Raw genomic sequence first — 21,055 nt, forward strand, 5'->3', positions numbered from 1 at the left:
GGGTGAAAGTCCTCAGAGGACCTGAGAACCTGAGAACTTAGGGAGTGAGCATGTCAGATCTCCATGCCCTGACGCTGGCCGAACAGGCCGCCGCGATCCGCGCCCGCGCCGTCTCGCCCACCGAACTGGTCGACCACCACCTGCGCCGGATCGAGGAGTTGGACGGCGTACTGGGCGCCTACCGCACGGTCGACGCGCCCGGCGCCCGCCGGGCCGCCCGTATGGCCGAGGCCCGGCTGGCCGGCGGCGGCGCCGGGAGGGGCGGCGGCACCGGCGGCGCCGACCTGCCGCCGCTGCTCGGCGTACCGCTGTCGGTGAAGGACACCTGGCCGGTCGCCGGGCTGCCGTTCACCGCGGGCTCCGCCGCCTTCGACGACCGGATCGCCCCGCAGGACGCCGCCGTGGTCGGCGCCCTCCGGGCGGCCGGCGGCGTGCTGCTGGGCACCACCACGGCCGCCGAGTTCGGCTGCTCCTCCTACACCGAGACGGCGTACGCCACCGCCCGCACCCCCTACGACCCGGCCCGCGGCGCCGGGGGTTCCAGCGGCGGGGCGGCCGCCTCGGTCGCGGCCGGGCTGGCGGCCGGAGCCCTGGGCAGCGACGGCGGCGGCTCGGTCCGGATACCGGCCGCCGCCTGCGGCGTGGTCGGTCTCAAGCCCAGCCGGGGACGGGTGACCCCCGCCCCCGGGACGGACGCCTTCGGGCTGGCCACCGCCGGTCCGCTGGCCAGGACGGTGCTGGACACGGCACTCCTCCTGGACGCCATGGCAGGCAGCACCCCGGGCGACGGCAGCACCCTCCCCGCCGTCCCCGCCGGGCACTTCCGGGCCTGCGCCGAACGCGAGCCGGGCCCCCTGCGGATCGGGGTCCTGCCCCCGGCGGACGGCTGGCACCCCGAGGCCGCCCTGGCCTGCCACCGCACCGCCGACCTGCTCGCGGGCCTCGGCCACCGGGTGGATGAGGCCCCGCCGTTGGACCCCGACGAGTACCTGCCGGACTTCACCGTGCTGTGGAGCGTGCTGGCCGCCGCCGTGCCCGTCCCGCCGGAGCGGGAGGACCGGCTGCTGCCGCTGACCCGCTGGCTGCGCGCCCGGGGCGGCGAGCACGACGCGGTGCGGCTGCACGCGGCGACGGCCTCGCTGGCCGCCACCGCCCGTACGATCTGCCACCGCTACGACCGCTTCGACGCGGTGCTGAGCCCGACGACGAACCAGCCGCCGCTGCCGGTCGGCTCGCTCACCGAACCGGCCGAACCGACCGGACAAGCCGAACCGACCGGCCAGGCCGACCCGGAGCGCACCTTCGCCCGGATGCTCGCCGTCACCCCGCGCACCCCGGTGGCGAACCTCACCGGCCGGCCGTCGATCAGCCTGCCGCTGCACTGGACCCCGGACGGGCTGCCGATCGGCGTGATGCTCACCGCCCGGCTCCACCGGGAGGGCCTCCTGCTCTCCCTCGGCGCCCAGCTGGAACGGGCCCTGCCCTGGCACCACCACACCGCACGTCAGGAGGCCGTCCTGGAGCAGGCCCGGCGGGCCGGCGCCCCGAGGCACGACGGGCGGACGGCCACGCGTCCCGAGCGGGGCACCCGGTGAAGCGCGGACAGCTGGCCTTCCTGACCGGCACCCACATCGTCAACGACCTCTACCAGGGCGCCGTCCCCGCCCTGCTGCCGTTCCTGATGTCCCAGCGCCACTACAGCTACACCGCCGTCTCCGGCATCGCCCTGGCCGCGAGCGGCCTGTCCAGCGTGGTCCAGCCGCTGTTCGGCCTGCTGGTCGACCGCCGCCACCGCGGCTGGCTCGTCCCGGCCGGCTTCCTCACCGCCGCGGCCGGCATCACCGGCGCGGGCACGGCCGACAGCTACCTGCTCACCTGGCTCTGCGCCGCCCTGGCCGGCATCGGAATCGCCGCCTACCACCCGCCCGCCACCAACCAGGCCCGGGCCGCCGGCGGACAGTCCCAGCGGGCGATGAGCCTGTTCTCCGTCGGCGGCACCCTCGGTGCCTCGCTGGCACCCGCGCTGGTCACCCTGGTGGTCGGCTCGTACGGCCTGGACGGCTGCTGGCTGCTGGCCGTCCCGGCGCTGGTGACGGCCGCGCTCTGGGCCGTGCAGGGCCGCCGGCAGCGCCACCGGGGCCACGCCCCGGCGGTCCCGCCGACCGCCCGGGGCGCGGCGGCGGGGGCCCACCGCGACGACTGGCGGGCGTTCGGACGACTGGTCGCGACCACCGTCGCCTGGTCCGTCCCGTACGTGACGGTCACCTCGATGCTCGCCCTCCACATCCAGCGCGACCTCCACGGCTCGACGGGGCTCGGCGCCGCCGCACTGACCCTGCTCACCCTGGCCGGCGCGGCCGGCACCCTGCTCGGCGGCTGGCTGGGCGACCGGCACGGGCGGCTCGCCCCGATCCGCACCGGCTACCTGCTGGCCGTCCCCGCCCTGGCCGCCGTGGCCTTCGCCCCCTCCAGCACCGTCGCCGTGGCCGGCGCGGTGGCCTTCGGGCTGGCCATGTTCCTGCCCTTCGCCCCGCAGGTGACCCTCGCCCAGGACTACCTGCCCACCCGCCCCGGCACGGCCAGCGGGCTGACCCTCGGCCTCGCCATGTCCGTAGGCGGCCTGGCCGCGCCGGCGCTCGGCGGCCTCGCCGACGCGCACGGCCTGCGGACCGTCCTCGCCCTGGTCCTCGGCGTGCTGGCGCTCGGGCTCGGCTGCGCGCTGCGCCTGCGCGACCGGGTCCTGACGGAGCGGCCGCTCCAGCCGGACGCGCCCGCGAACCGGACGGCGGACGAGCCGGCCGGACCGGCCGGACCGGCGGACGAGCCGGTGACCAGGGGCGCAGCATCCGGAGGACGATAGTGTTACCGCCATGACCATTCGCCCGGTACGCCATCGCTCCCTGGTCGAGGAGGCCACGGCCGAGCTGCGCCGACTGATCGGTACGGGCGAGTGGCCGGTGGGCAGCAGACTCCCCGGCGAGGTGGAGCTGAGCCGGCTCCTCGGGGTCGGCCGCACCACCTCGCGCGAGGCCGTCCGGGTGCTGATCGCCGACGGCCAGCTGCGCGCCCGGCAGGGCTCGGGCACGTACGTCGCCGCCGCCGCCCCGGTCTCGGAGTTCGACCGGGAGCTGCGCCGCTCGGAGGTCTTCGACGTGTACGAGGTGCGGGCGGCGCTGGAGGTGGAGGCGGGCCGGCTGGCCGCGCGACGGCGCACCGAGTCGGACGTCGCCGCGCTGCGGGCGGCGCTGGCCGCCCGGGACGCGGCCGCCGGTCCGGCCGAACTCGTCGAGGCGGACCTGGAACTGCACCGCCTGGTCGTCCGGGCCGCGCGCAACCCGGTGCTCGTCCGCCTCTTCGACTCCTTCGTCGACGCGCTGCGCGCAGCGGCCGGCCACGTGGTGACCGACCATCAGCTCCACGACGGCGTCGAGCGGGAGGCCACCGCCGGCGCGCACCGCGCACTGGTCGAGGCGATCGCCGCGGGCGACCCGGACGCCGCCGTCGCGGCGACCCAGGCCAACCTGGAGCGCACCCTCGACCGACTGCGCGCGGCCGGAGCCGGACCGTCGTAGCTCCGGCGACCCGGCCTGCAGGGCCCGGCCTCGAAGCACGTCCCCTCCCGTTCCCGGCCTGCGTGCCTGCCCTGGCGGCCGGTCGGATCGCCCGGTCGTGCTTGACGATCAGCCGAAGATGTCGTCCCGGTCGGTGGCCATGCGGACCTGGTTCGGGTGCCAGGTGATCCAGTCGGCGTAGTGCGCCAGCGCGCCCCGGGTCGTGGAATCGTCCCGGTAGTCGTCCACGTCGTGCCCGAGGATGATGCCGTCGATGCCGGTCTGCGACAGCAGGGACGCCATGCAGTTGGTGGAGTTGCCGCTGTCGTTGAGGGTGAACGCCATGACGCCGCCGAGTTGCCGGCCGCCGTGGCTGGCGTCGCCGCGGTCACGGTAGGAGGTGTCGGTGCTGAACGGCCCGGTCGCGCAGCCGAGCGCGAGGTTCGCCGCGCCCCGGTCGGTGAAGCGGCGCAGCCGGGGGATGTTCGTCGCGTCGAACAGGCTCTGGGTCCTGCTCAGGGAGTCGTTGGCGGCGAACAGGCCTTCCATGCCGTTGCCCGCGACGTCGTTGGCGACCTGGGTCCACTGGGCGTTGCCCTCGTCGCTGCTCATCTCGAAGACGACGGCGATGTCGTTGGTGGTGAGCTGGTGCGCCAGGTCGAGCAGTTGGTTGACCGCGAAGCTGCCGCCGCTCCAGGCGTTCTTGACGTCGATCCAGACGAAGGTGATGTTCTCGTGGTTCTTCTTCGCTTCGATGATCTTGTTGACGACGTCCTGGAACCGGGGCGCGGAGCCGGAGGCCGGGACGTCGCCGTCGTGGGCCCACCAGGCGACGCCGTTGTTCGAGGGCATGCCCCACCAGGCGTCGGCCTCGATCGCGTTGTAGCCCGCGTCCAGTGCCGGGTGGACCTGGCCCGGGTCGTTGAGGTTGTGGGCGATGGCGTAGATGGGGCGGGATGAGACGGAGGTCTGTTGGAGGGCGACCGTCTGGGCGGGGCTGCTGTTGCAGTGGTAGTACTGGACCGCCTGCCCGTTGGCGAGGTTTCCGTTCGGTACGTCCACACAGCCGTAGCCGTAGCTGGACAGCTCCAGGGGGCCGCCCACGGTCTCGTTCGTGAGGATCCAGCGTTGGCCTTCGTTGCCGTTGCACGGCCACAGCCGGATCCTGGCGCCGTCGGTGTGGTTGTCGTCCTTGAGGTCCAGGCACTTGCCGGAGACGGCGTTGTAGAACGCGACACCGGGGCGCCCGTCGGGGTATTCGCGTGAGATCCACTTCTGGGCGCCGGAGCCGTTGCAGTCGTAGATCTGGACCTGTGCGTCGTTCGCCGTGGAACTCCCTGCCACCTCAAGGCACTTGTTGTTGCCGAAGGTGATGGTGGATTCCTGGTCGGTGACCGTGGTGACGGCCTGCGCGGGGGTCGACGGGGCTGCGAGCGTGGCGCACACGGCCAGGGCCAGCAGGCCCGACCAGGTGCCGACGCGTGATCGTCTGTTCATGGGCCCGAATGCTGTCGGCGCCCGGTAAACGTGGAATCAATGAATCCATGAGGGCCTGCTGATGTCGCACGGGCACCGGTCACGGGGTCTGTGATGGTCCGCAAGCCCTAAAGGCCGTCCGGTGATCCGACAGCGGCCGCCCGCCCCGGGCGGTTCCCGTGGCGGGCGGTCGGCCGGCTCGCCGGGCCGGGCCGTGCTGGGGAGGCCGCCCCTGTTGGCGGCCTCCCCGGCCGTCTTGCACACGGCGTGGTGCTGCTTCGGAAGCTGCCGGTGACGTCGCGAGGCCTGCGGTGGAACGGCCGGTGGTCAGATCTGGTGGTCCGGGTCGGAGAAGGTCAGGCCGCCGGCCGCGAGCGGACGCCGGGCCGGGGCGGGCACGGCGGCGGTCTCGCCGGGTGGCTGGCGGAAGTCGGCGCCCTGCTCGACCGGCGGCCGGCGCGCGCCGGACTGGGCGGGCAGCGGCGCGTCGGTGGCGGTCGCGGAGAAGGTGGGCATCGCGAGAGGGCGGTGGTCTGTCATGATCGACAGTCTCGCAGCACGGACGGGGCCGCGCCGCCGCCCCTCCCCGAACCGGCGGGGATCGAGCCGACGGGGATCGAGCCGGCCGTGGCGCACGCAGCGGCGCCGGCGGCGGGGTCGACCGGGCTCGCCGGGAGGGGTGTCGGCGTCCGGCGGTGTCAGCGGACGAAAATCCGGTGCGGGGTGTTCTTGGTGGCGGGCTGGTTGGGCTGCAGGTGGACGCCCGGGTAGGTCTTTCCCGCGTTGCGTACGGCGAAGCTGATGAGTACGGCCATCAGGCCGGTCACGCCTGACAGGCCGGGGACGGCTCCGCCGCCGCCGATGAGGCAGGCGACGGCGACGAGGGCGATGCCCGCCGCGAGCAGGAGCCAGCCGGACGTGGTGCGGGTGCGCTGCTTCTGCGCGGCGGTCGACTCGGATTCCAGCACGACCTTGATGGGGAGGCGGCAGTCGCCGCAGAACGCGTCGAGGACGACGGAGCCCGTCTCCGGGCGCCGGCTCGCGCCGAGCGGGAACAGGTGCCACTGCGAGTGATAGGTCGTGCTGCGCAGCCCCTCGGTGCGGGTCATGCTCGTCCGGTGGCCCAGGCGGAACCGTGCGACGTCGGTGGGCACGCTCATGGATCTCGCTCCGTCTCCCCGTGCGCGGCCCCCCAAGTGTCCGCGCGGGCCGTGATGTTAACAAACGTTTGTGTACGCGGAGGGGACACCGGGCGACGCCCGGGCGGCGGGGCGGCCGGGCCCGCGTGGGCGTCCACGGCTCGCGGCGTGGCGCGGTGGGCTGGGAGTGGAGCCAGGTCGTGTCGATCACGATCCCCGGCACCCCGAGGATCCACGGCCTGGGCCGCGCGGTGCTGGAGCACTGCCCCCGCGCGCGGCGGCTGCAACGTCCGCTACCTGCGCTACCGCCCGCGCTGACCGGCCGCGCTGACCGGCCGGTTCCACCGCGGCCAACGGCACGCGGCCGGGGGCGAGTTCGCGGGCCGGACGGCGGAGCGGACAGGTCCGTAGGTGCGGCACTACCCTGGCCTTCCCCTGCCCCGGAGGACGCCGTGACCACCACGCGAAGCGCCCGCGGCGACTCCCCCGCGCCGAAGCCCCGGCCCAGCGGCCGGCGCCTGCTGCTCGGTGTCGCCTGGGACGTCCTGGTCCCGATCGCGGTGTACTACGGGCTGCGCGCCGCCGGTGTCGGCGTCTTCGTCGCGCTGCTGGCCGGCGCCGCCCTGCCGGCGCTCACCACGGCGGTGCGGTGGCTGCGCACCCGCAGCCTGGAGGGCATGGCGGGTTTTGTCGCCGGGACCATGCTGCTCGGCGTCGCGGCCGCGCTGGTCAGCGGCAGCCCCCGGTTCCTGCTGGCCAAGGACGGGTGGCTGACCGGCGTGGCCGGGCTCTGGTTCCTGGTCTCGATCAGGGCCAGGCGCCCGCTGCTCTTCCACGCCGGCCGGCCGCTGCTGGAAGGCCGGTTCCGCTCCGACGGCACCTCCTGGGACGTGCTGTGGGACCGCGAACCGGCCTTCCGGCGGATCTGGCGGGTCTCGACCGCGATCTGGGGCGTGGCGATGCTGCTCGACGCCGCCGCGCGGATCGTGATGGCGTACACCCTGCCGGTGGACGTGGTGCCCGGCCTCGGCGCGCTGCTGTGGCCGGTCACGCTGCTGCTCCTGCAGGTGGTCAACGGCGTCTACTACGAGCTGGCCGGGCTCTGGCGGCTGACCTCCGGCACGACCGCGCGCCCGCCGGGCGGCTGAGCACCCCGGCCAAGGGCGTGCGCCAGGGCTTCGCGCGGAGGGCGCCCGCGGTGGGTTGCGGTGCCGGGCAGCGGGTTGCGGTGCCGGGCGCGGTCGTCACTGCTGGAAGGCGCTGGGTTCCCAGGCCTTCCCACCGACCGGGTAGCTGTACAGCGGCCGGCCCTTGACCGCGCTGGTGCGGAACGGCGCGCCGCCGCCGGGGCCGATGGTCAGCGTGCCCTTCCGGTTGCCGCTGGACCACTCCAGTTCCAGGTACCAGCTGACGTCGTGGGCGGTGGTCTCGGCGCTGACCTCGATGACCTGCGGGTCCCGCTCGCTCACCGTGACCGGCAGGCCGGTCCTGCCCTCGGTCACGACCGGGCGGGGCCGGGCGGCGTCCAGGTCGAGGTCGTACGAGTGGACGTCGACCCCGCCGCCGCAGCCCTCGCCCATGGCGTAGGCGTTCCAGGCCAGCGGGGCCGCGGTCCGGGCGACGCGGACGTCGAGGGCGGTCAGCACCACGGTGTCGTCGCCGGTGCCCTGCACGACGAGCTCGATCGACTGGTAGTGGCCGGGGACGGCGCCGACCTCGGAGACCCAGGCGGGGACGTCCGCCGGTGCGGGCGGGCGGGGGACTTCTGCGGGCGGGCGGTCGACCACGTACTGGTCGCACTCGGCGTCCCAGCCGGACGGGCGGACCACGACGGTGATCGGGGCGCCGGCCGGCCCCGACGTGGTCGCGCCCGTGGTCGCGCCGGCGGCGGCCGCCGGGGCGGGACCGGAGGCGGGGTCACCTGCCGTACGGGTCCGGAGACCGGCGGCCACGGCCCCGACGGTGGCGAGCACCGCGGCGGCCGTCACGGCGGCGAGCACACTGCGCCGCACCCGCCGCCGCGGCTCGGCGGGGGTGTGCGCCAAAGCGGCCGTCCAGTCCGGTGCGATGCCTTCGGCGGCCGTCGCGGTCACCGGAGCCGTTGACGGAACCGCTGACGGAACCGTTGACGGAGCCGTTGACGGAGTGTTCGCCGCGGGGGCGGGAACGGACGACTGCCGGCCACCCCGCGCCGCGTGGGCGGCGACCCACAGCCGGTAGAGCTCGGTGCGCTCCTCCGGTGTCGCCCGGCACAGCCGGGCGAGGCGTTCCAGCGGGGTGAACTCCCCCGGCATCACATCGCCGTTGCAGTAGCGGTGCAGGGCCGACGTGCTCACGTGCAACCGCTTCGCCAGCGCGCCGTAACTCAGCCCCGACCTGCTCTTCAGCTCCTGGAGCAGCCGCGCGACCTCGTCCGCCTCCCGCACATCCCCGGCCCCCTCTGGCACTGCTCCTCCACCCCACTCGGCGACCCCCGCCGGGGAGAGCTGCTGCACCGGCCCCGGCATCCTGGAACGCCCCGCGGGGCGTTCCAGGAAGGTTACGTCCTCGCAGCTCAAAGAGGGTAAACGCGTCCCCGCGTCCCTGGTCGCCGGCCCACCGTTGCCGCTGGGACGAACCGGCGCACAAGCTGACGGCGAACACCGAGAGGGAGCAACTGTGAGCACTGTTCGAGCGGCACGGGCCGCGATACGCACCGACGACCGTCTCCACCGCGGGGCGGTGGCGCTGGCGATGGGCGGGGTCCTGCTGATGTCCGCGGGCTGCGGCGACGGCCAGGACAAGAGCGCTGATGCCCCCTCCACTGCCTCCGCTCCCTCCACCGCCTCCGGTGCCTCCGGTGCTCCCGGCGGGGCGGCCGCCGCGGCGACGCCGAGGACGTCGAGCGCCGTGCTGGACGTGCAGCCGAAGGACGGGGCCCGGGACGCCGCACCGACCGCGCTCCAGGTGTCCGTCTCCCACGGCACGCTCACCACCGTCGAGGTGGCCGACAAGGACGGCAAGCCCGTCCAGGGCTCGATCACCCCGGACGGCACCGGCTGGAAGCCCGCCGCCTCGCTCGCCCCCGGCACGGCGTACACGGTCAACGCCCGGGCCAAGGACGCCGACGGCCTGGTCTCCGCGGCCACCAGCGCCTTCACCACCGCCTCGCCCGGCAAGCAGATGTCCGCCAACGACAACATCTCCGACGGCCAGACCTACGGCGTGGGCATGATCGTCAAGGTGGACTTCGGCGGCAAGGTCGTGAACAAGGACGCCGTCGCCAAGGCCATCACCTTCGAGACGGACAACGGCACCGAGGTGAAGGGCCACTGGTTCGGCGACAACCGGATCGACTTCCGGCCGGCGGACTACTGGAAGCCGAACACCAAGGTCACCATCCACTACCGGTTGAAGAACGTCGAGATCGCCCCCGGGGTCTGGGGAGACATCGACAAGGACGAACCGTTCACCATCGGCCGCTCCCAGGTCTCCACCGCGGACGCCGCCACGCACCAGCTGACGATCGTGCGGGACGGCAGGACCACCACCGTGCCCGCCACCCTCGGCGACGAGCAGCACCCCTCCTGGGGCGGAACCATGGTCGTCATGTCCAAGGAGATCGTCACCCACATGAACTCCCAGACCGTCGGCATGGGAAACGAGTACGACATCCCCGCCGCCCCGCACGCGATGCGGCTGACCAGGAGCGGCACCTACCTCCACGGGAACTACTGGTACAAGGGCGACCCGTTCGGCAAGGCCAACACCAGCCACGGCTGCGTCTCGCTCAAGGACGTGGAGGGCGGCAGCGACACCTCCCCCGCGGGATCGTTCTACAACAGCTCGATGATCGGCGACGTCGTCAAGGTCGTGAACACCAAGGAGAAGACCGTCGCCCCCGACAACGGCCTCGGCGGCTGGAACCTCCCCTGGGCCAACTGGTAGCACCCGCCCGGCCGACGGGTGTCCACGCCTCGGTCGGAGCGGACCGGGGGCTTGATCACGACGGGTGATCGGGGCCAAGATCTCCCCCGGTTGGATCACAACGGGGGGAGCCGTGATGTCCGAGGACCGGTCGGTCGGACGTGGGCTGAGACAGCGCCACATCGCCATGATCGCGCTGGGCGGTGCGATCGGAGCCGGGCTGTTCGTCGGCTCCGGCGTCGGGATCGCCGCGGCGGGGCCCGGGATCGTGGTGTCGTACGTGGTGGCCGGGGTACTCACGGTGCTGGTCATGCGGATGCTCGGCGAGATGTCCGCCGCCCGCCCCGGCTCCGGGTCGTTCGCCGCGCACGCCACCCGCGCCTGGGGGCCGTGGGCCGGGCTGCTGGCCGGCTGGATGTACTGGGCGCTGCTGGTGGTGAGCGTGGCCGCAGAGGCGATCGGGGCCTCCCGGATCGTCGCGGGGTGGCTGCCGCAGGTGCCGGCCTGGGTGTGGGTGGCGGCGTTCATGGCCCTGTTCACCGGGACGAACCTGGCGGGCGTACGGCACTTCGGCGAGCTGGAGTTCTGGTTCGCCGGGGTGAAGGTGGCCTCGATCTGCGCGTTCATCCTGCTCGGCGCCGCCGCCGTGCTCACCGGCCGCACCCCGGCCGCGGAGAACCTGACCGCGCACGGCGGCCTGCTGCCGCACGGCTGGCACGGGGTCGCGGTGGGCACGATCGCGGCGGTGTTCGCGTACGGCGGGCTGGAGACGGTGACCATCGCCGCCGCCGAGTGCGCGGACCCGGTGGCCGCGGTGCGCCGGGCGGTGCGCACGGTGCTGTGGCGGGTGGCGCTGTTCTACATCGGCTCGATGGCGGTGATCGTCGCCGTGGTGCCGTGGGACGACCCGGCGGTCGCCGGCGGCCCGTACGCGGCGGCGATCGGCCGGATCGGGGTGCCGGGCGCGGCGCAGCTGATGAACGCCGTCGTGCTGGTGGCGCTGCTGTCGGCGATGAACGCCAACATCTACGGCTCCTCGCGGATGCTGCACGCCCTGGCGGCCCGCGGCGACGCGCCGCGCCTGCTGACCGGCCGTGGCCGGTCGGCCGGGCGCGGTGGGGTGGGCCGGGGCGGTGCGGGCGGCGAGGCCGGTGCGGGCGGCGGGGTCGGCGTCCCGGTCGGGGCCGGGCGGGCCGTGCTCGCCTCGGCCGCGTTCGGTTTCGGCTCGGTGGTGCTCAGCCTGCTGTGGCCGCGGACCGTCTTCCCGTTCCTGCTGAACTCGATCGGGACGGCGATCCTGGTGGTCTGGATCCTGATCGCCGCCTCCTACCTGCGGTTGCACGGCCGGCGGCGGCGCACGGACGGGCCGGAGCAGGAGCGCGGGCCGGAGCTCCTGGGGCAGGGTCAGGAGCAGGCGGCCTCGATGCGGGGCTTCCCGTCCCTGGGCTACGTGGCGCTGGCGGCGATGGCCGGGGTGCTGGTGTTCATGCTGGTGGACCCGGGCAGCCGCAGCCAGGTGCTCTGCACCGGCGCGTGGACGGCGGTGCTGCTGGTGGTGGCCGGGCTACGGCGGTACCGGCGCGGGCCGGCCGCCGGTCCGGCCATGGCACCGGTGGCGGCAGCGGCGGCCACGGCACCGGCCGCCGCCGTGGTCACTGCTCCCGTGCGTACCGGGCCAGGAACAGGTCGACCCCGGAGCTGATCATCCGGCGCAGCTCGGCCTCGTCCAGGTCGGCCTCCGGGCGGAACGTGCGCACCAGCTGGGGCACGCCCACCGTGCAGGCGACCAGCTGCTGCACGGCCAGCGCCGGGTCCTCCACGGTGAGCACGCCGCGGCGGTCCAGTTCGGCGAAGGCCTCGATCAGCGGGCCGTTGTTCATGTCGTAGCTGACCCGGTACCAGAGCTGGCCCAGCTGCGGGAAGCGGTCGATCTCGCCGATCACCAGCCGGCGCAGCGACATGATGTCGGGGCGCAGCAGGATGCGGGTCCAGTCGAGGGTGAGCGTGATCAGCGCGGAGCGCAGGTCGTCGGCCTCGGCGATGGTGGAGTTCCACGGCTTGAGGTCCTCGTAGGTGGTGGGCAGTATGCCGCCGATCACCGCGAGGAAGAGCCGTTCCTTGTTCCCGAAGTGCTTGTAGATGGTCGCCTTGGAGACACCGGAGCGCGCGGTGATGGCGTCCATCGAGGCGGCGGAGTAGCCCTCCTTGAGGAACTCGACCAGGGCCGCGTCGATGATGGCCTGCCGGCGGCGCTGGGCGGCGTCGACCGGGCTCGGGATGATCGGGATGCCGAACTCGTCGATCGGCTGGGGGGCGTCGGCGGCCATCGGGTTCTCCTCGGGAGGCGCTTAGGGGGAGACGGTACGGGCCAGTATATGAAACTGAACGGTTCGGTCGGGCCCGACCGGGCCCGGTCGGGCCTGTGCGCGGCGGGTCACGGGCCGAGCCCGGCGATCCGCTCGGCGAGCACCGCCAGTTGCGGGCCGAGCGCGGCGCCGAGCAGGAACACCAGGTTGAACAGCCCGATCGCCTCCGGTCGCCGCTGCGGTGGCACGGCCTCGGCGGCGGCGCCGGTCAGGACGCCCTGGCCGCCCGCGTTGACGCAGGCGCTGGCTCCGGCGCCCAGCAGCACCAGCGGCGTCCAGGGGCCGAAGGCGGCGAGCGCGAGTGCGGTGAAGGAGACGCCGAGCAGCAGGCCGGTGGTGCGCCGCGGGCCCAGCCGGGGTGCGGCGCGTACCAGCGACCAGGAGAGCAGCGCGCCGGTCAGGGTGGCGAGGGAGCCGACGGCGCCGGTCTGGACGGTGCTCCAGCCGGTGAGTGCGGCGGCCCGCCGGGGTGCGCCGTAGACCAGGCCGAAGTTGACGGTCGCCAGGACCAGCATCACGGCGGCGACGGCCCGGAAGCGCGGCACCGTCAGGGCGTCCAGGCCGAGGAACGAGCGGCGTGCCGTCTGTGCGCCCGGGTCCCGCGCGGGCTCCCGTACCTGATCCCGTGTCGGCTCCGGCTTCGGTCCGGCGCGGCCGCGCAGTACGGCCGGCAGTATGGCCAGGGTCAGCACCGGCAGCACCAGGCAGGCCTGCCAGCCCAGCCCGGTCGCCACCGCGGCTCCGATGAACAGTCCGGCGGTGCCGCCCGCCGCGCTGCCGATCGCGACGACCCCGGAGGCGCGTCCGTCGGGCTGACGCGCGGCCAGTTGGAAGGCGGCCACGTTGAACCCGGCCGCGCCGACCGCCTGCAGGGCGCGCCCGGCGACCAGCGGGCCGAGGGCTGCCCCGGCGGCGAGGGTGAGCAGTACGCCGAGCAGCAGTGCTCCCGCGGAGGCGAGCAGCAGTGTCCGGGGGTTGCGCCGCCCGGCGGTGGCGGTGAGCAGCGGGGTGCCGAGCATCATGCCGAGCCCGTAGCCGCTCATCAGCCAGGCGGCGGGGCCGGGGCCGGTGTGCAGTTCCCGCGCGATGGCGGGCAGGACGAGGCTGGGGCTGGAGAGTCCGGCGGCTCCCGGGGCGGCGAGCGCCGCGAGCAGCAGGCCGGTCCGGAGCGACCCCCGTACGCCCCGGCCGGTGCTGCCCGTCAGTGGCTGGGCAGGGGGCGCGTCGGCCCCTGCCGCCGTGTTCGGTGCTCCCGGGCTCATTCCGGGATCCGCCCGAACTTCCCGTTGGAGAAGTCGAGTTGGGCCTGCCGGAGCTCGGCGGCGGTGTTCATCACGAACGGGCCGCCGCGGGCGACCGGTTCGCCGATCGGCTCGCCGGCCAGGACCAGTACCTCGGCCGGTCCGTGCGGTGCGGCGACGGTGATCCGCTCGCCGTCGTGTGCCAGTACCGCGAGTTGGCCGTCGGCCAGCGGCGCGTCGGGCAGTTCGGCGGTGCCGGAGAGTACGTAGACGGCGGCGTTGTGGCCGGTCGGCACGGTGAAGTCGGCCCGTCCGCCGGCGGGCAGCACGGCGTGCGCGAGCAGGACCGGCAGGTGTGTCTCGAAGGGTCCGGCCACGCCGTGGCTTCGGCCCGCGATCACCTTGATCCGGCTGCCGTCCTCGGTGTGCACCACCGGGATGGTGTCGGGCCCCTGGTTCTGGCTGCGGGCCGGGAGGTCCTTGAGCCGGGCGGGCAGGTTCACCCAGATCTGGAGCATGTGCTGGCGGCCGCCGTGGGCGAGCAGTTCGGCGGTCGGCTCGTTGGAGTGGACGATGCCGGCGCCGGCGGTGAGCCACTCGACCTCGCCGGCGACGCTGGTGCCGCGCCGGCCGGTCGAGTCGGCCCAGTCCATCGAGCCCTCGATGAGGTAGGAGACCGCCTCGAAGCCGCGGTGCGGGTGGGCGGGGGCGCCCTTGGCCTCGCCGGGGGCGAGCAGCAGCGGACCGGTCTGGTCGACCATCAGGAACGGGTCGAGCATCGGGAGTTCGGCCACCGGGAACGGGCGGCGGACGGGGAAGCCGGCGCCCTCGAAGGTGTGCACGGGGTCGATGACGGTGGTGGTCGAGCGGACGGGGGCGGCCTGGGCCGCGGCGAGCTGGGTCGTCGTCATGCCGAAGACTGAACTACACGATCCAGTTCAGAGTCAAGACTGAACTGTCTGGTTGACGCATTGAACTGAACGGTTTAGGTTTCTCGGCGTCGGAGCGACCACCGCCGGGCCTGGCCTGGCTCGGCCGCCACCCCCACCACGCCCACAGCCACACGCACACCGCAAGGAGCACCGTCATGAGCGCGTCCAAGGTCTTCGCCATCTCCGGCTCGCTTCGCGCCGACTCGCACAACACCGCGCTGCTGCGCGCCGCCCGGAAGATCAACCCGGCCGGCATGGAGATCGAGATCTACGACGGCCTGCGCGAGATCCCGCCGTACGACTACGACCTCGACCACCCCGGCAAGCGCCCGGCCGTCGTCGAGGAGCTGCGCCGCAAGGTCACCGAGGCCGACGGACTGCTCATCGCCACCCCGGAGTTCAACTACTCCGTCCCCGGCGTCCTCAAGAACGCCCTGGACTGGCTGAGCACCGACTGGACCAAGAGCGAGGGCGTGCCGCTGCACCGCAAGCCCACCGCGATCATGGGCGCCGCCCCCACCAACTTCGGCTCCGTCCGCGCCCAGCTGGCGCTGCGCCAGGTCTTCGTCTGGACCGACAGCGACGTCGTGGTCAAGCCCGAGCTGGTCGCCTTCCGCTCGCACGAGCGCTTCGACGAGCAGGGCGAGCTGACCGACGAGGGCACCATCGGCATCCTCAAGGACCTGCTCGCCGCCCTCCAGGGCAAGATCGACGCCCGCGCCTGAGGCCCCTCCCCCGGAACCCACCGCCCCCACGCGGCAAGCAGCCCCGCCGAGCACCTGATCCTGCCCGGCGGGGCTTCGCCGTGCCTCGGCGCGACGCCGCTCGGCGGTTCCAAGCTTGTTCGCGTCCGGCCGATTTCCCGAAACCGGCCCCGGCGGTGCGGGCGCTCTGGCATGCTCACCCGGATGGCGGCAGGCGCTGCGTAGCCGCATCCTCACGTAGAGTCAGACCGAAGGGCGGGGTGGGCAGTGCAGTACACGATCAGCGTCTCGGTGTTCCTCGCGATCGTCATCCTCGTCCGCCTGCGGCGAACCACCCAGGCCCGGAGCCGCGCCGACGAGGCGTTCACCGTCTTCACCGCCGTCGTCTTCGGCGTCCTGATCGCCGCCACCAGCTGGGGTCACGCCATCCTCCAGCTCGTCGGCATCGCCGTCGACGCCACCCACTGACCGCTCCCCCGCCCGGCGACGCCGGGGGTGCGCTCCTCAGGCGGCCGGGTCGAGGACGGCCGCCGGGCGCGGTCCGTCGGCGGAATGGATCAGGTTCGGAAGATCACCGCGCTGCGCCGCAAAGGCAGCCCGGGGGCGAGCCGGACGACGCCCCGGAGGGGCGGCCGATGGGCCGAACGTCCGCCGGCCGGAGCGCGGCAGCGGGGCGGCACGTACGGGACGGGAAGCGGTGGTGGCGGATCGGCGGCACCCTTGGTAGAGAAGTCCGACCAGGGAGGTAGCCATGGGCAGCCCGATCGAAGGAAGCGATCCCACGAGCGAGACGAACACGGACGCCAAGGCGTCCCCGCGACGGCTGTTCACCGGAGCCGAGCGGCCTTTCGACCCCGAGGACCTCGTCATGGCCTCCGGGCACGACCTCACCCCCGCTCGGGTCGAGTGGGCCAGGCAGCAGATCGAGCAGAAGGGCGCCGCCGCGCTCGAACGCTACCTGCCCTGACCAAACCGGGCCCGGGACCGTTCACGCGGCCACAGGCTCCGGGCATCGGCCCAGCGGCCCAGCGGCCGGCGACCGGCGACCGGCGACACGAGCCGGGCGGCAGCACGAGCCGGGCGGCAGGCCGTGCGCCTGAGTTTGCGTACTCAGGCGCACGGCCCTCTCATCGCCTGGACCCTCAGCGCCAGTACTACGCACACTAGGAGACATCCGTCCCGGGTGTGACGGCCGTCGAGCGGCCCCGGCGGCGCGGCGCGTACCGGGCCCGGGCTCGCGAGCAAGCGTCCTTGCCCTGCGGCGGGGGCCGCGCATACTGGCGGCCGTGTCGAGCGCCGATGACCCCCAGCAGCCCCCTTCCCGCGAACCGGAGCCGGCAGTGCCGGGCCGGGCGACGCCCGATCCGTTCGAGGGGCTCGTCCTGGACGAGCGGTTCATCGGGGAGGCCACCGTCAAGGAGCCGACCGCCCGGACCCGGATGCTCGCCGCGCGGTGGCGGGAGGAGCCGCCGGTGGACCCGGGCGGCCGCCGCTGGACGCCCGGGGCCGCACCCGGCGCGGCCCGCGGCGCGGCCCGCTCGCGGTGGATCCGGCGCGGGCGTCGGCGCACCGTGCTGATCACGGCCACCGCTTTCGCGGCGCTGCTGGCCGTCGCGGTCGGGATGGACCCGGCCGGTGTGCTGAACCGGGACGGCCGGTCGATGCGCAGCCCGCGGCCGGTGCCCGGGTCACCCCGGCCGACCGTGGACGTCGCGCTGCCCGGCGGCGGGGTCTCCGACGGCACCAGGTGCGGCACCAAGGGCTTCCACCACTTCGAGCCGGCGCCCGCGTCCTTCACCTTCGCCGGGTCACCGACCGACACCACACCGCCGGGACCCCAACTCGTCCTCAGCGCCTACGGGTTCTCGCGGGGCGCGGCACAGGACCCCGGGCACTTCACCATCGGTCTGGGTCTCGCCCCGGGCCCCGGCGGCCACGCGCTGGACCTGTCCGCGCCGCTCGGTCCGCAGGGCGTGGCGGTCGAGATCGAGGGCCCCGACGGCCTGGTCGCCGGGGCCCACGGCCTCCCGCTCACGCACGGCGACGGCGACGGCGACGGCGACGGCGACGCTCCGTCCGACCCGGCGGCACCGTCCACGTCGGGCCCGAGGGCGGCGCGTCCGTACAGGTGACGCTCCCGTCCGAGGCCCTGTGCCCGGGCTTCGACGGCTTCGCCGTCCAGCAGCGGCTGACGGCACCGACCGACTCGAACAACACCGTCACCGGCCAGCCGCCCTACCGGTTCACCGTCTCCATCGCCGATCCGGCGATCGGCGCGCTGCGGCGCCAGCTGGGCTCGACGGTGCCGGGCGACGTGCTGGCGACCGACAACCGGGTGCAGCGGTAGGGCGGTACGGCGGTCCGCCCGGTGTTCACAGGCTGCGGGGGCGCGGGGCCGAGGGGCGTGGCCCGTCAGGGGCGGGTCAGCGCCGCGAGTTCGGCCTCGACGGCCACCGTGGACGGGTGCCGGGCGCCGAAGTGCTCGCGCCAGGCGGTGGCGCAGCGGGTCAGCTGTTGTACGGCCTCGGGGTGTCGGCCTCGGGCGTGTCTGACAATTCGCGTCGGATCAGCGCGCGGCGTTGGGGTGCGTGCATCGCAAGGCGGAGGAGGGAGTCCATGCGGAGCATCGGCGACTGACGACAACGCGGCGAGGTGCGTGCCCCGGCGTCGCGCGCCCGGCGGGAATTGTCAGACACGCCCGAGGGCAGCGAGGGCGCGGCCCAGGGTGGTGGCGGCCTCCAGGGCCCGGTGGTTGTCCGGGTGGTAGTGGGCCCGGGCGAGGTCGACCGCGTGCCTGGCCCGGGTCTCGGCCTCCTCGGGCCGGTCGAGGCCGAGCAGGGCCTGGGCGGTGAGGAAGCCGAACAGCACGGCGAGCGCTCCCCCACCGACCCGCGGGTTGTCCGCTTCGGCGTCGGTGAGGACCTGGAGCGCCTCCGCGGGCCGGCCGAGGGCGGTGAGGCTGCGGGCGAGGCCGGCGGAGAGGCCGGTCCCGGGGTGGCGGGCCAATGCCGTCCGGGCGAGGGCCTCGGCCTCGGTGTGCCGGCCGGCGCTGTTGAGGGCGAAGACCTGCGCGCTGGTCACGGAGCGGCGGAGCCTGTCGTCGTCGGGAAGGTCGGACAGCAGGGCCTGGTACTCCCGTTCGACCTGGTCGTGCTCGCCCAGGACCGCGAGTTGCTGGAGCCGGTGCGAGCGGGACGCCAGCAGCAGCCGGTGGCGCTCGCCGAGCACGGCCGGGGCGGCGGTCAGGAGCGTGGTGTACTCGGCGGCGGCCTCACGGTGGCGGCCGAGGCTGTTGAGCGCCAGCGCCCTGGCCCTCCACGCGCGCACGCGTACCAGGTCCACGGCGGGGTGCGCGGTGAGCACGGCGCGCGCCAACTCCTCGGCCTGGTCCGGGCGTCCGGTGGCGATCAGGACGCGTCCCAGCAGGAACCGCAGCTCGTGGACCTCGTCGTGGTCCTCTCCCCGGGCCGCGACGGCGAGCGGGAGGACGGCCCGCAGCTCGGGCTCGGCCTCGTCGTAACGCCTCGACTCGACCAGGGCGCGGCCGAGCACCGCCCGCAGCCCGCGGACCTCGTCGTGGTCCTCTCCCCGGGCCGCGACGGCGAGCGGGAGGACGGCCCGCGCCTCGCGGCCGGCCTCCTCGTGGCGTCCCAACGCGCACAGGACCGCGGCCCGTTCGCCGCGCGCGGCCAGGGTGGCGGGCGCGTGCGGGCCCAGGTGGTCGGTGCGCAGCTGGATGATCTGCCGCTGGACGGCTTCGGCCTGCGTCCACCGGCCCGCGGTCGCGAGGCGGACCGACTCGTCGGTCAGGGCGTCCGCGAGGGCGGCGGCGCGCCGCTGGGACCGGTTTCGCCACCACGCCGGCATGTCCGCTCCTCTCCCCCGGTCGTCCCGTCGCCCCGGCCCCTTCCGGGGTGCGGCGATGATCATAGTGGCGCACGGGTGCGGGCCGGACAGCGGGACGCGGGGAGGGCGGGGATCACCTGGCCCGGCCCGGCCGCGTCCGGGGAGGGGCGCAAGCCGTCGTGCCGGGGTGCCGAGTCCCGTTGCGGTACCCCGGTATGACGGTGGCCGGTGCTGCGGGTGCTTCTCGTTCCCGTCCGGGTCAGTGGGTGGGGGTGGGCTGTTCCGGGGTGAGGGGGTTGCCTGGCGGTATGTGGCCGCAGTCGGAGGGGGCGGGGCGGCCGGCGAAGCGGTCGTCGAGCCAGGCGAGGGCCTGCGGGGCCCAGACGACGGGAACGCCGAAGTGGCTGAGGAGGTCGTACTGCTGGTAGGAGACCGGGCTGGTGCCGGTCGCGCAGTACTGCCGGGCGAGTGCCCGGACGTCCCCGGCGACCATCACGCCGTCGCCCGTGCCGATGCCGGCCGGGCCGGCGAAGGTGCCCTCCAGGAAGCCGCCGTTGCCCTGGGCCATGGCGCCGGGCACGGTCGGGGTGGGGGCCGAGCCGAGGTTGTTCCGGTTGATCGCGTCGACGAAGGGCGGCACCGAGTTCGGGTCGGCGTACTGGGGCTTGGCCATCGCCTTCCAGGTCAGCCCGGGGTAGTGGCCCAGGGCGTCGACGATCGAGCCGTGCTCCAGCCGCTGGTAGAGCGAGCGGCCGTAGTCGTTCAGGTAGGGCATGAGGTCGATGCCCAGGGAGCGCGAGACCCCGATCACGGACAGCGGGATGATCCCGCTCCACGCCAGCGAGCCGTCCACGTAGCCGAGGTTGTGCGCCGGGTCCACCAGCAGCCCGCCCACGGTGTAGCCGACCAGCTTGGCGTTCACCTCGGGCGCGTAGCCCGGCGCGAGCGCGGCCGCCCAGCCCGTGGCGACGGCGCCGCCGGAGTACCCCATCAGCCCGAAGCGGGTGTCGGGGCCCATGCCGGTGGCCGGGGACCGGGTCGCGGCCCGGATCGAGTCCAGGGTGTTGGTCGCGTACTCCGGCCCGGACGCGAAGTCGGCGTTCTGGCCCTCGGTGTCGGGGATGACCACGTTGTAGCCCTGGGCGAGCAGCGGCACCAGGAAGACCGCCTCGATGTTGGGGATCGCGCCGCCGAGGCTGAGGTCGCCGGCCACCGCCCGGGAGGGGCCGTCGCCCGGGTCGAGCGAGTCGTAGAAGGACTGGTACGAGACGGCCTTGCCGCCGTCCCCGGTCAGGCTGCGCACCACGGTGGTGACGTTGGCGGACGGGCGGCCCTGCGCGTCGGTGGTGCGGTAGAGCAGTTGGACCGCCGTCACCGGGGTGGGCAGCCCCAGCACGTGGTACGGCAGGGTCCGCGTCTTGAGCACGGTGCCCGGGGCGAGCGAGGCCAGTGGCGTGCTGCCGTCGTAGGCGTAGAAGGGGTCGCTCGCGGCGGCGGAGCGCGGGGCCACCGGGGCCGCCGGGGCCGCCGTGCCGGCCGGGGCCGCGGCGGCCGGGCCGACGGTGACGGCCGTGGCGGTGGCGGCCAGGGCGGCGGTGACGGCGGCGGCGAGCAGCCGGGACGTGCACGTGCGCATGGTTCCCCCGGGTCGTGGGATTCCTGGTGGTCCGTCGGAGAACGCCGGGTTACCAACTGGTAGGCAGCGCCCCGGAGAACATCATGTCGGCGGCCCGGCGCACTGTCCCCTGGCCAGGTCACAAAGATTCCGGACGCGGCTTGTGACCGGTCACAAGCTGACACCCCGTACGACACCCTGTACGACACCCCTGTGCGACACCCCCGTGGGGGGGGGGGGGGGGGGGGGGGGGGGGGGGGGGGGGGGGGGGGGGGGGGG

The 21,055-nt window shown here is 74.5% G+C and carries 20 protein-coding genes; 11 read left to right on the top strand and 9 right to left on the bottom strand.

Annotated elements, in window-relative coordinates; translation table 11 throughout:
• Positions 1 to 50: 50 nt before the first annotated feature.
• From ACZ4W5_RS33025 to ACZ4W5_RS33035, 3 genes are read left to right on the top strand one after another with little or no spacing between them, the layout of a single operon-like run.
• A complete protein-coding gene (locus ACZ4W5_RS33025; RefSeq protein ID WP_465658699.1) occupies positions 51 to 1,595 on the top strand; it encodes an amidase in 1,545 nt (514 codons plus the stop codon).
• Positions 1,592 to 2,860, top strand: coding sequence for an MFS transporter (locus ACZ4W5_RS33030; protein WP_465658700.1), 1,269 nt, complete (start codon positions 1,592 to 1,594; stop codon positions 2,858 to 2,860). Before ACZ4W5_RS33025 ends, ACZ4W5_RS33030 begins: the two co-directional genes overlap by 4 nt.
• A 10-nt stretch (positions 2,861 to 2,870) precedes the next feature.
• Positions 2,871 to 3,572 (top strand): FadR/GntR family transcriptional regulator, encoded by a 702-nt coding sequence (locus ACZ4W5_RS33035; RefSeq protein WP_360241781.1) that lies wholly within the window; start codon positions 2,871 to 2,873, stop codon positions 3,570 to 3,572.
• Between the two features lie 108 nt (positions 3,573 to 3,680).
• Here ACZ4W5_RS33035 and ACZ4W5_RS33040 read toward each other — a convergent pair whose 3' ends face one another.
• From ACZ4W5_RS33040 to ACZ4W5_RS33050, 3 genes are all read right to left on the bottom strand, one after another.
• Positions 3,681 to 5,048 carry an RICIN domain-containing protein gene (locus ACZ4W5_RS33040; protein ID WP_465658702.1) on the bottom strand — a complete coding sequence of 456 codons (1,368 nt, stop codon included), beginning with the start codon at positions 5,046 to 5,048 and terminating at the stop codon, positions 3,681 to 3,683.
• 306 nt (positions 5,049 to 5,354) lie between these two features.
• Entirely contained in the window at positions 5,355 to 5,567 is a 213-nt protein-coding gene (locus ACZ4W5_RS33045) for a hypothetical protein (protein ID WP_360231839.1), read from the bottom strand.
• Positions 5,568 to 5,725: 158 nt separating this feature from the next.
• Positions 5,726 to 6,187 carry a hypothetical protein gene (locus ACZ4W5_RS33050; protein ID WP_465658704.1) on the bottom strand — a complete coding sequence of 154 codons (462 nt, stop codon included), beginning with the start codon at positions 6,185 to 6,187 and terminating at the stop codon, positions 5,726 to 5,728.
• A gap of 431 nt (positions 6,188 to 6,618) precedes the next feature.
• Here ACZ4W5_RS33050 and ACZ4W5_RS33055 point away from each other — a divergent pair, with 431 nt between their 5' ends.
• Positions 6,619 to 7,314, top strand: coding sequence for a VC0807 family protein (locus tag ACZ4W5_RS33055; RefSeq protein ID WP_360231845.1), 696 nt, complete (start codon positions 6,619 to 6,621; stop codon positions 7,312 to 7,314).
• Positions 7,315 to 7,410: 96 nt separating this feature from the next.
• Here the strand turns inward: ACZ4W5_RS33055 and ACZ4W5_RS33060 are convergent, their stop codons facing one another.
• A complete protein-coding gene (locus ACZ4W5_RS33060) occupies positions 7,411 to 8,613 on the bottom strand; it encodes a helix-turn-helix domain-containing protein (RefSeq protein WP_465658706.1) in 1,203 nt (400 codons plus the stop codon).
• A gap of 211 nt (positions 8,614 to 8,824) precedes the next feature.
• Between ACZ4W5_RS33060 and ACZ4W5_RS33065 the strand changes: the two genes are divergently transcribed.
• Together ACZ4W5_RS33065 and ACZ4W5_RS33070 are read left to right on the top strand one after the other, a co-directional pair.
• Positions 8,825 to 10,093 carry a L,D-transpeptidase gene (locus ACZ4W5_RS33065; RefSeq protein WP_465658708.1) on the top strand — a complete coding sequence of 423 codons (1,269 nt, stop codon included), beginning with the start codon at positions 8,825 to 8,827 and terminating at the stop codon, positions 10,091 to 10,093.
• A 115-nt stretch (positions 10,094 to 10,208) separates the two neighbouring features.
• Entirely contained in the window at positions 10,209 to 11,774 is a 1,566-nt protein-coding gene (locus tag ACZ4W5_RS33070; RefSeq protein WP_465658709.1) for an amino acid permease, read from the top strand.
• On the opposite strand, the gene ACZ4W5_RS33075 is transcribed toward ACZ4W5_RS33070, so the two are convergent.
• From ACZ4W5_RS33075 to ACZ4W5_RS33085, 3 genes are all read right to left on the bottom strand, one after another.
• Positions 11,725 to 12,399, bottom strand: a complete 675-nt coding sequence (locus ACZ4W5_RS33075) for a TetR/AcrR family transcriptional regulator (protein WP_465658711.1) — start codon at positions 12,397 to 12,399, stop codon at positions 11,725 to 11,727. The two genes, ACZ4W5_RS33070 and ACZ4W5_RS33075, sit on opposite strands and share 50 nt — an antisense overlap.
• 107 nt (positions 12,400 to 12,506) lie before the next feature.
• Complete coding sequence (locus ACZ4W5_RS33080; protein ID WP_465658713.1) at positions 12,507 to 13,700, bottom strand: MFS transporter; 1,194 nt, start codon at positions 13,698 to 13,700, stop codon at positions 12,507 to 12,509.
• Positions 13,697 to 14,590 carry a pirin family protein gene (locus ACZ4W5_RS33085; RefSeq protein WP_360231862.1) on the bottom strand — a complete coding sequence of 298 codons (894 nt, stop codon included), beginning with the start codon at positions 14,588 to 14,590 and terminating at the stop codon, positions 13,697 to 13,699. The genes ACZ4W5_RS33080 and ACZ4W5_RS33085 overlap by 4 nt, the downstream gene beginning before the upstream one ends.
• A gap of 176 nt (positions 14,591 to 14,766) precedes the next feature.
• Between ACZ4W5_RS33085 and ACZ4W5_RS33090 the strand changes: the two genes are divergently transcribed.
• The 5 genes from ACZ4W5_RS33090 to ACZ4W5_RS33110 all read left to right on the top strand — a co-directional run bounded on the left by ACZ4W5_RS33090 (position 14,767) and on the right by ACZ4W5_RS33110 (position 17,662).
• A complete protein-coding gene (locus ACZ4W5_RS33090; protein WP_360231865.1) occupies positions 14,767 to 15,336 on the top strand; it encodes an NADPH-dependent FMN reductase in 570 nt (189 codons plus the stop codon).
• Between the two features lie 246 nt (positions 15,337 to 15,582).
• Positions 15,583 to 15,783, top strand: coding sequence for a hypothetical protein (locus ACZ4W5_RS33095; protein ID WP_465658715.1), 201 nt, complete (start codon positions 15,583 to 15,585; stop codon positions 15,781 to 15,783).
• A 283-nt stretch (positions 15,784 to 16,066) separates the two neighbouring features.
• Positions 16,067 to 16,282: a hypothetical protein gene (locus ACZ4W5_RS33100; RefSeq protein ID WP_360231874.1), complete on the top strand. Its 216-nt coding sequence runs from the start codon at positions 16,067 to 16,069 to the stop codon at positions 16,280 to 16,282.
• Positions 16,283 to 16,601: 319 nt separating this feature from the next.
• The gene (locus tag ACZ4W5_RS33105) at positions 16,602 to 17,447 is read left to right on the top strand and encodes an SCO2583/SCO2584 N-terminal domain-containing protein (RefSeq protein WP_465658717.1); all 846 of its coding nucleotides are present in this window, start codon (positions 16,602 to 16,604) and stop codon (positions 17,445 to 17,447) included.
• Positions 17,444 to 17,662: a hypothetical protein gene (locus ACZ4W5_RS33110; RefSeq protein ID WP_465658719.1), complete on the top strand. Its 219-nt coding sequence runs from the start codon at positions 17,444 to 17,446 to the stop codon at positions 17,660 to 17,662. The genes ACZ4W5_RS33105 and ACZ4W5_RS33110 overlap by 4 nt, the downstream gene beginning before the upstream one ends.
• A 341-nt stretch (positions 17,663 to 18,003) precedes the next feature.
• Here ACZ4W5_RS33110 and ACZ4W5_RS33115 read toward each other — a convergent pair whose 3' ends face one another.
• Both ACZ4W5_RS33115 and ACZ4W5_RS33120 read right to left on the bottom strand, forming a co-directional pair.
• Positions 18,004 to 19,182 (bottom strand): tetratricopeptide repeat protein, encoded by a 1,179-nt coding sequence (locus tag ACZ4W5_RS33115; RefSeq protein ID WP_465658720.1) that lies wholly within the window; start codon positions 19,180 to 19,182, stop codon positions 18,004 to 18,006.
• A gap of 238 nt (positions 19,183 to 19,420) precedes the next feature.
• The gene (locus tag ACZ4W5_RS33120; RefSeq protein WP_465658722.1) at positions 19,421 to 20,797 is read right to left on the bottom strand and encodes a lipase family protein; all 1,377 of its coding nucleotides are present in this window, start codon (positions 20,795 to 20,797) and stop codon (positions 19,421 to 19,423) included.
• Between the last annotated feature and the right edge of the window lie 258 nt (positions 20,798 to 21,055).

This window comes from Kitasatospora sp. NPDC029367, from assembly GCF_055569135.1.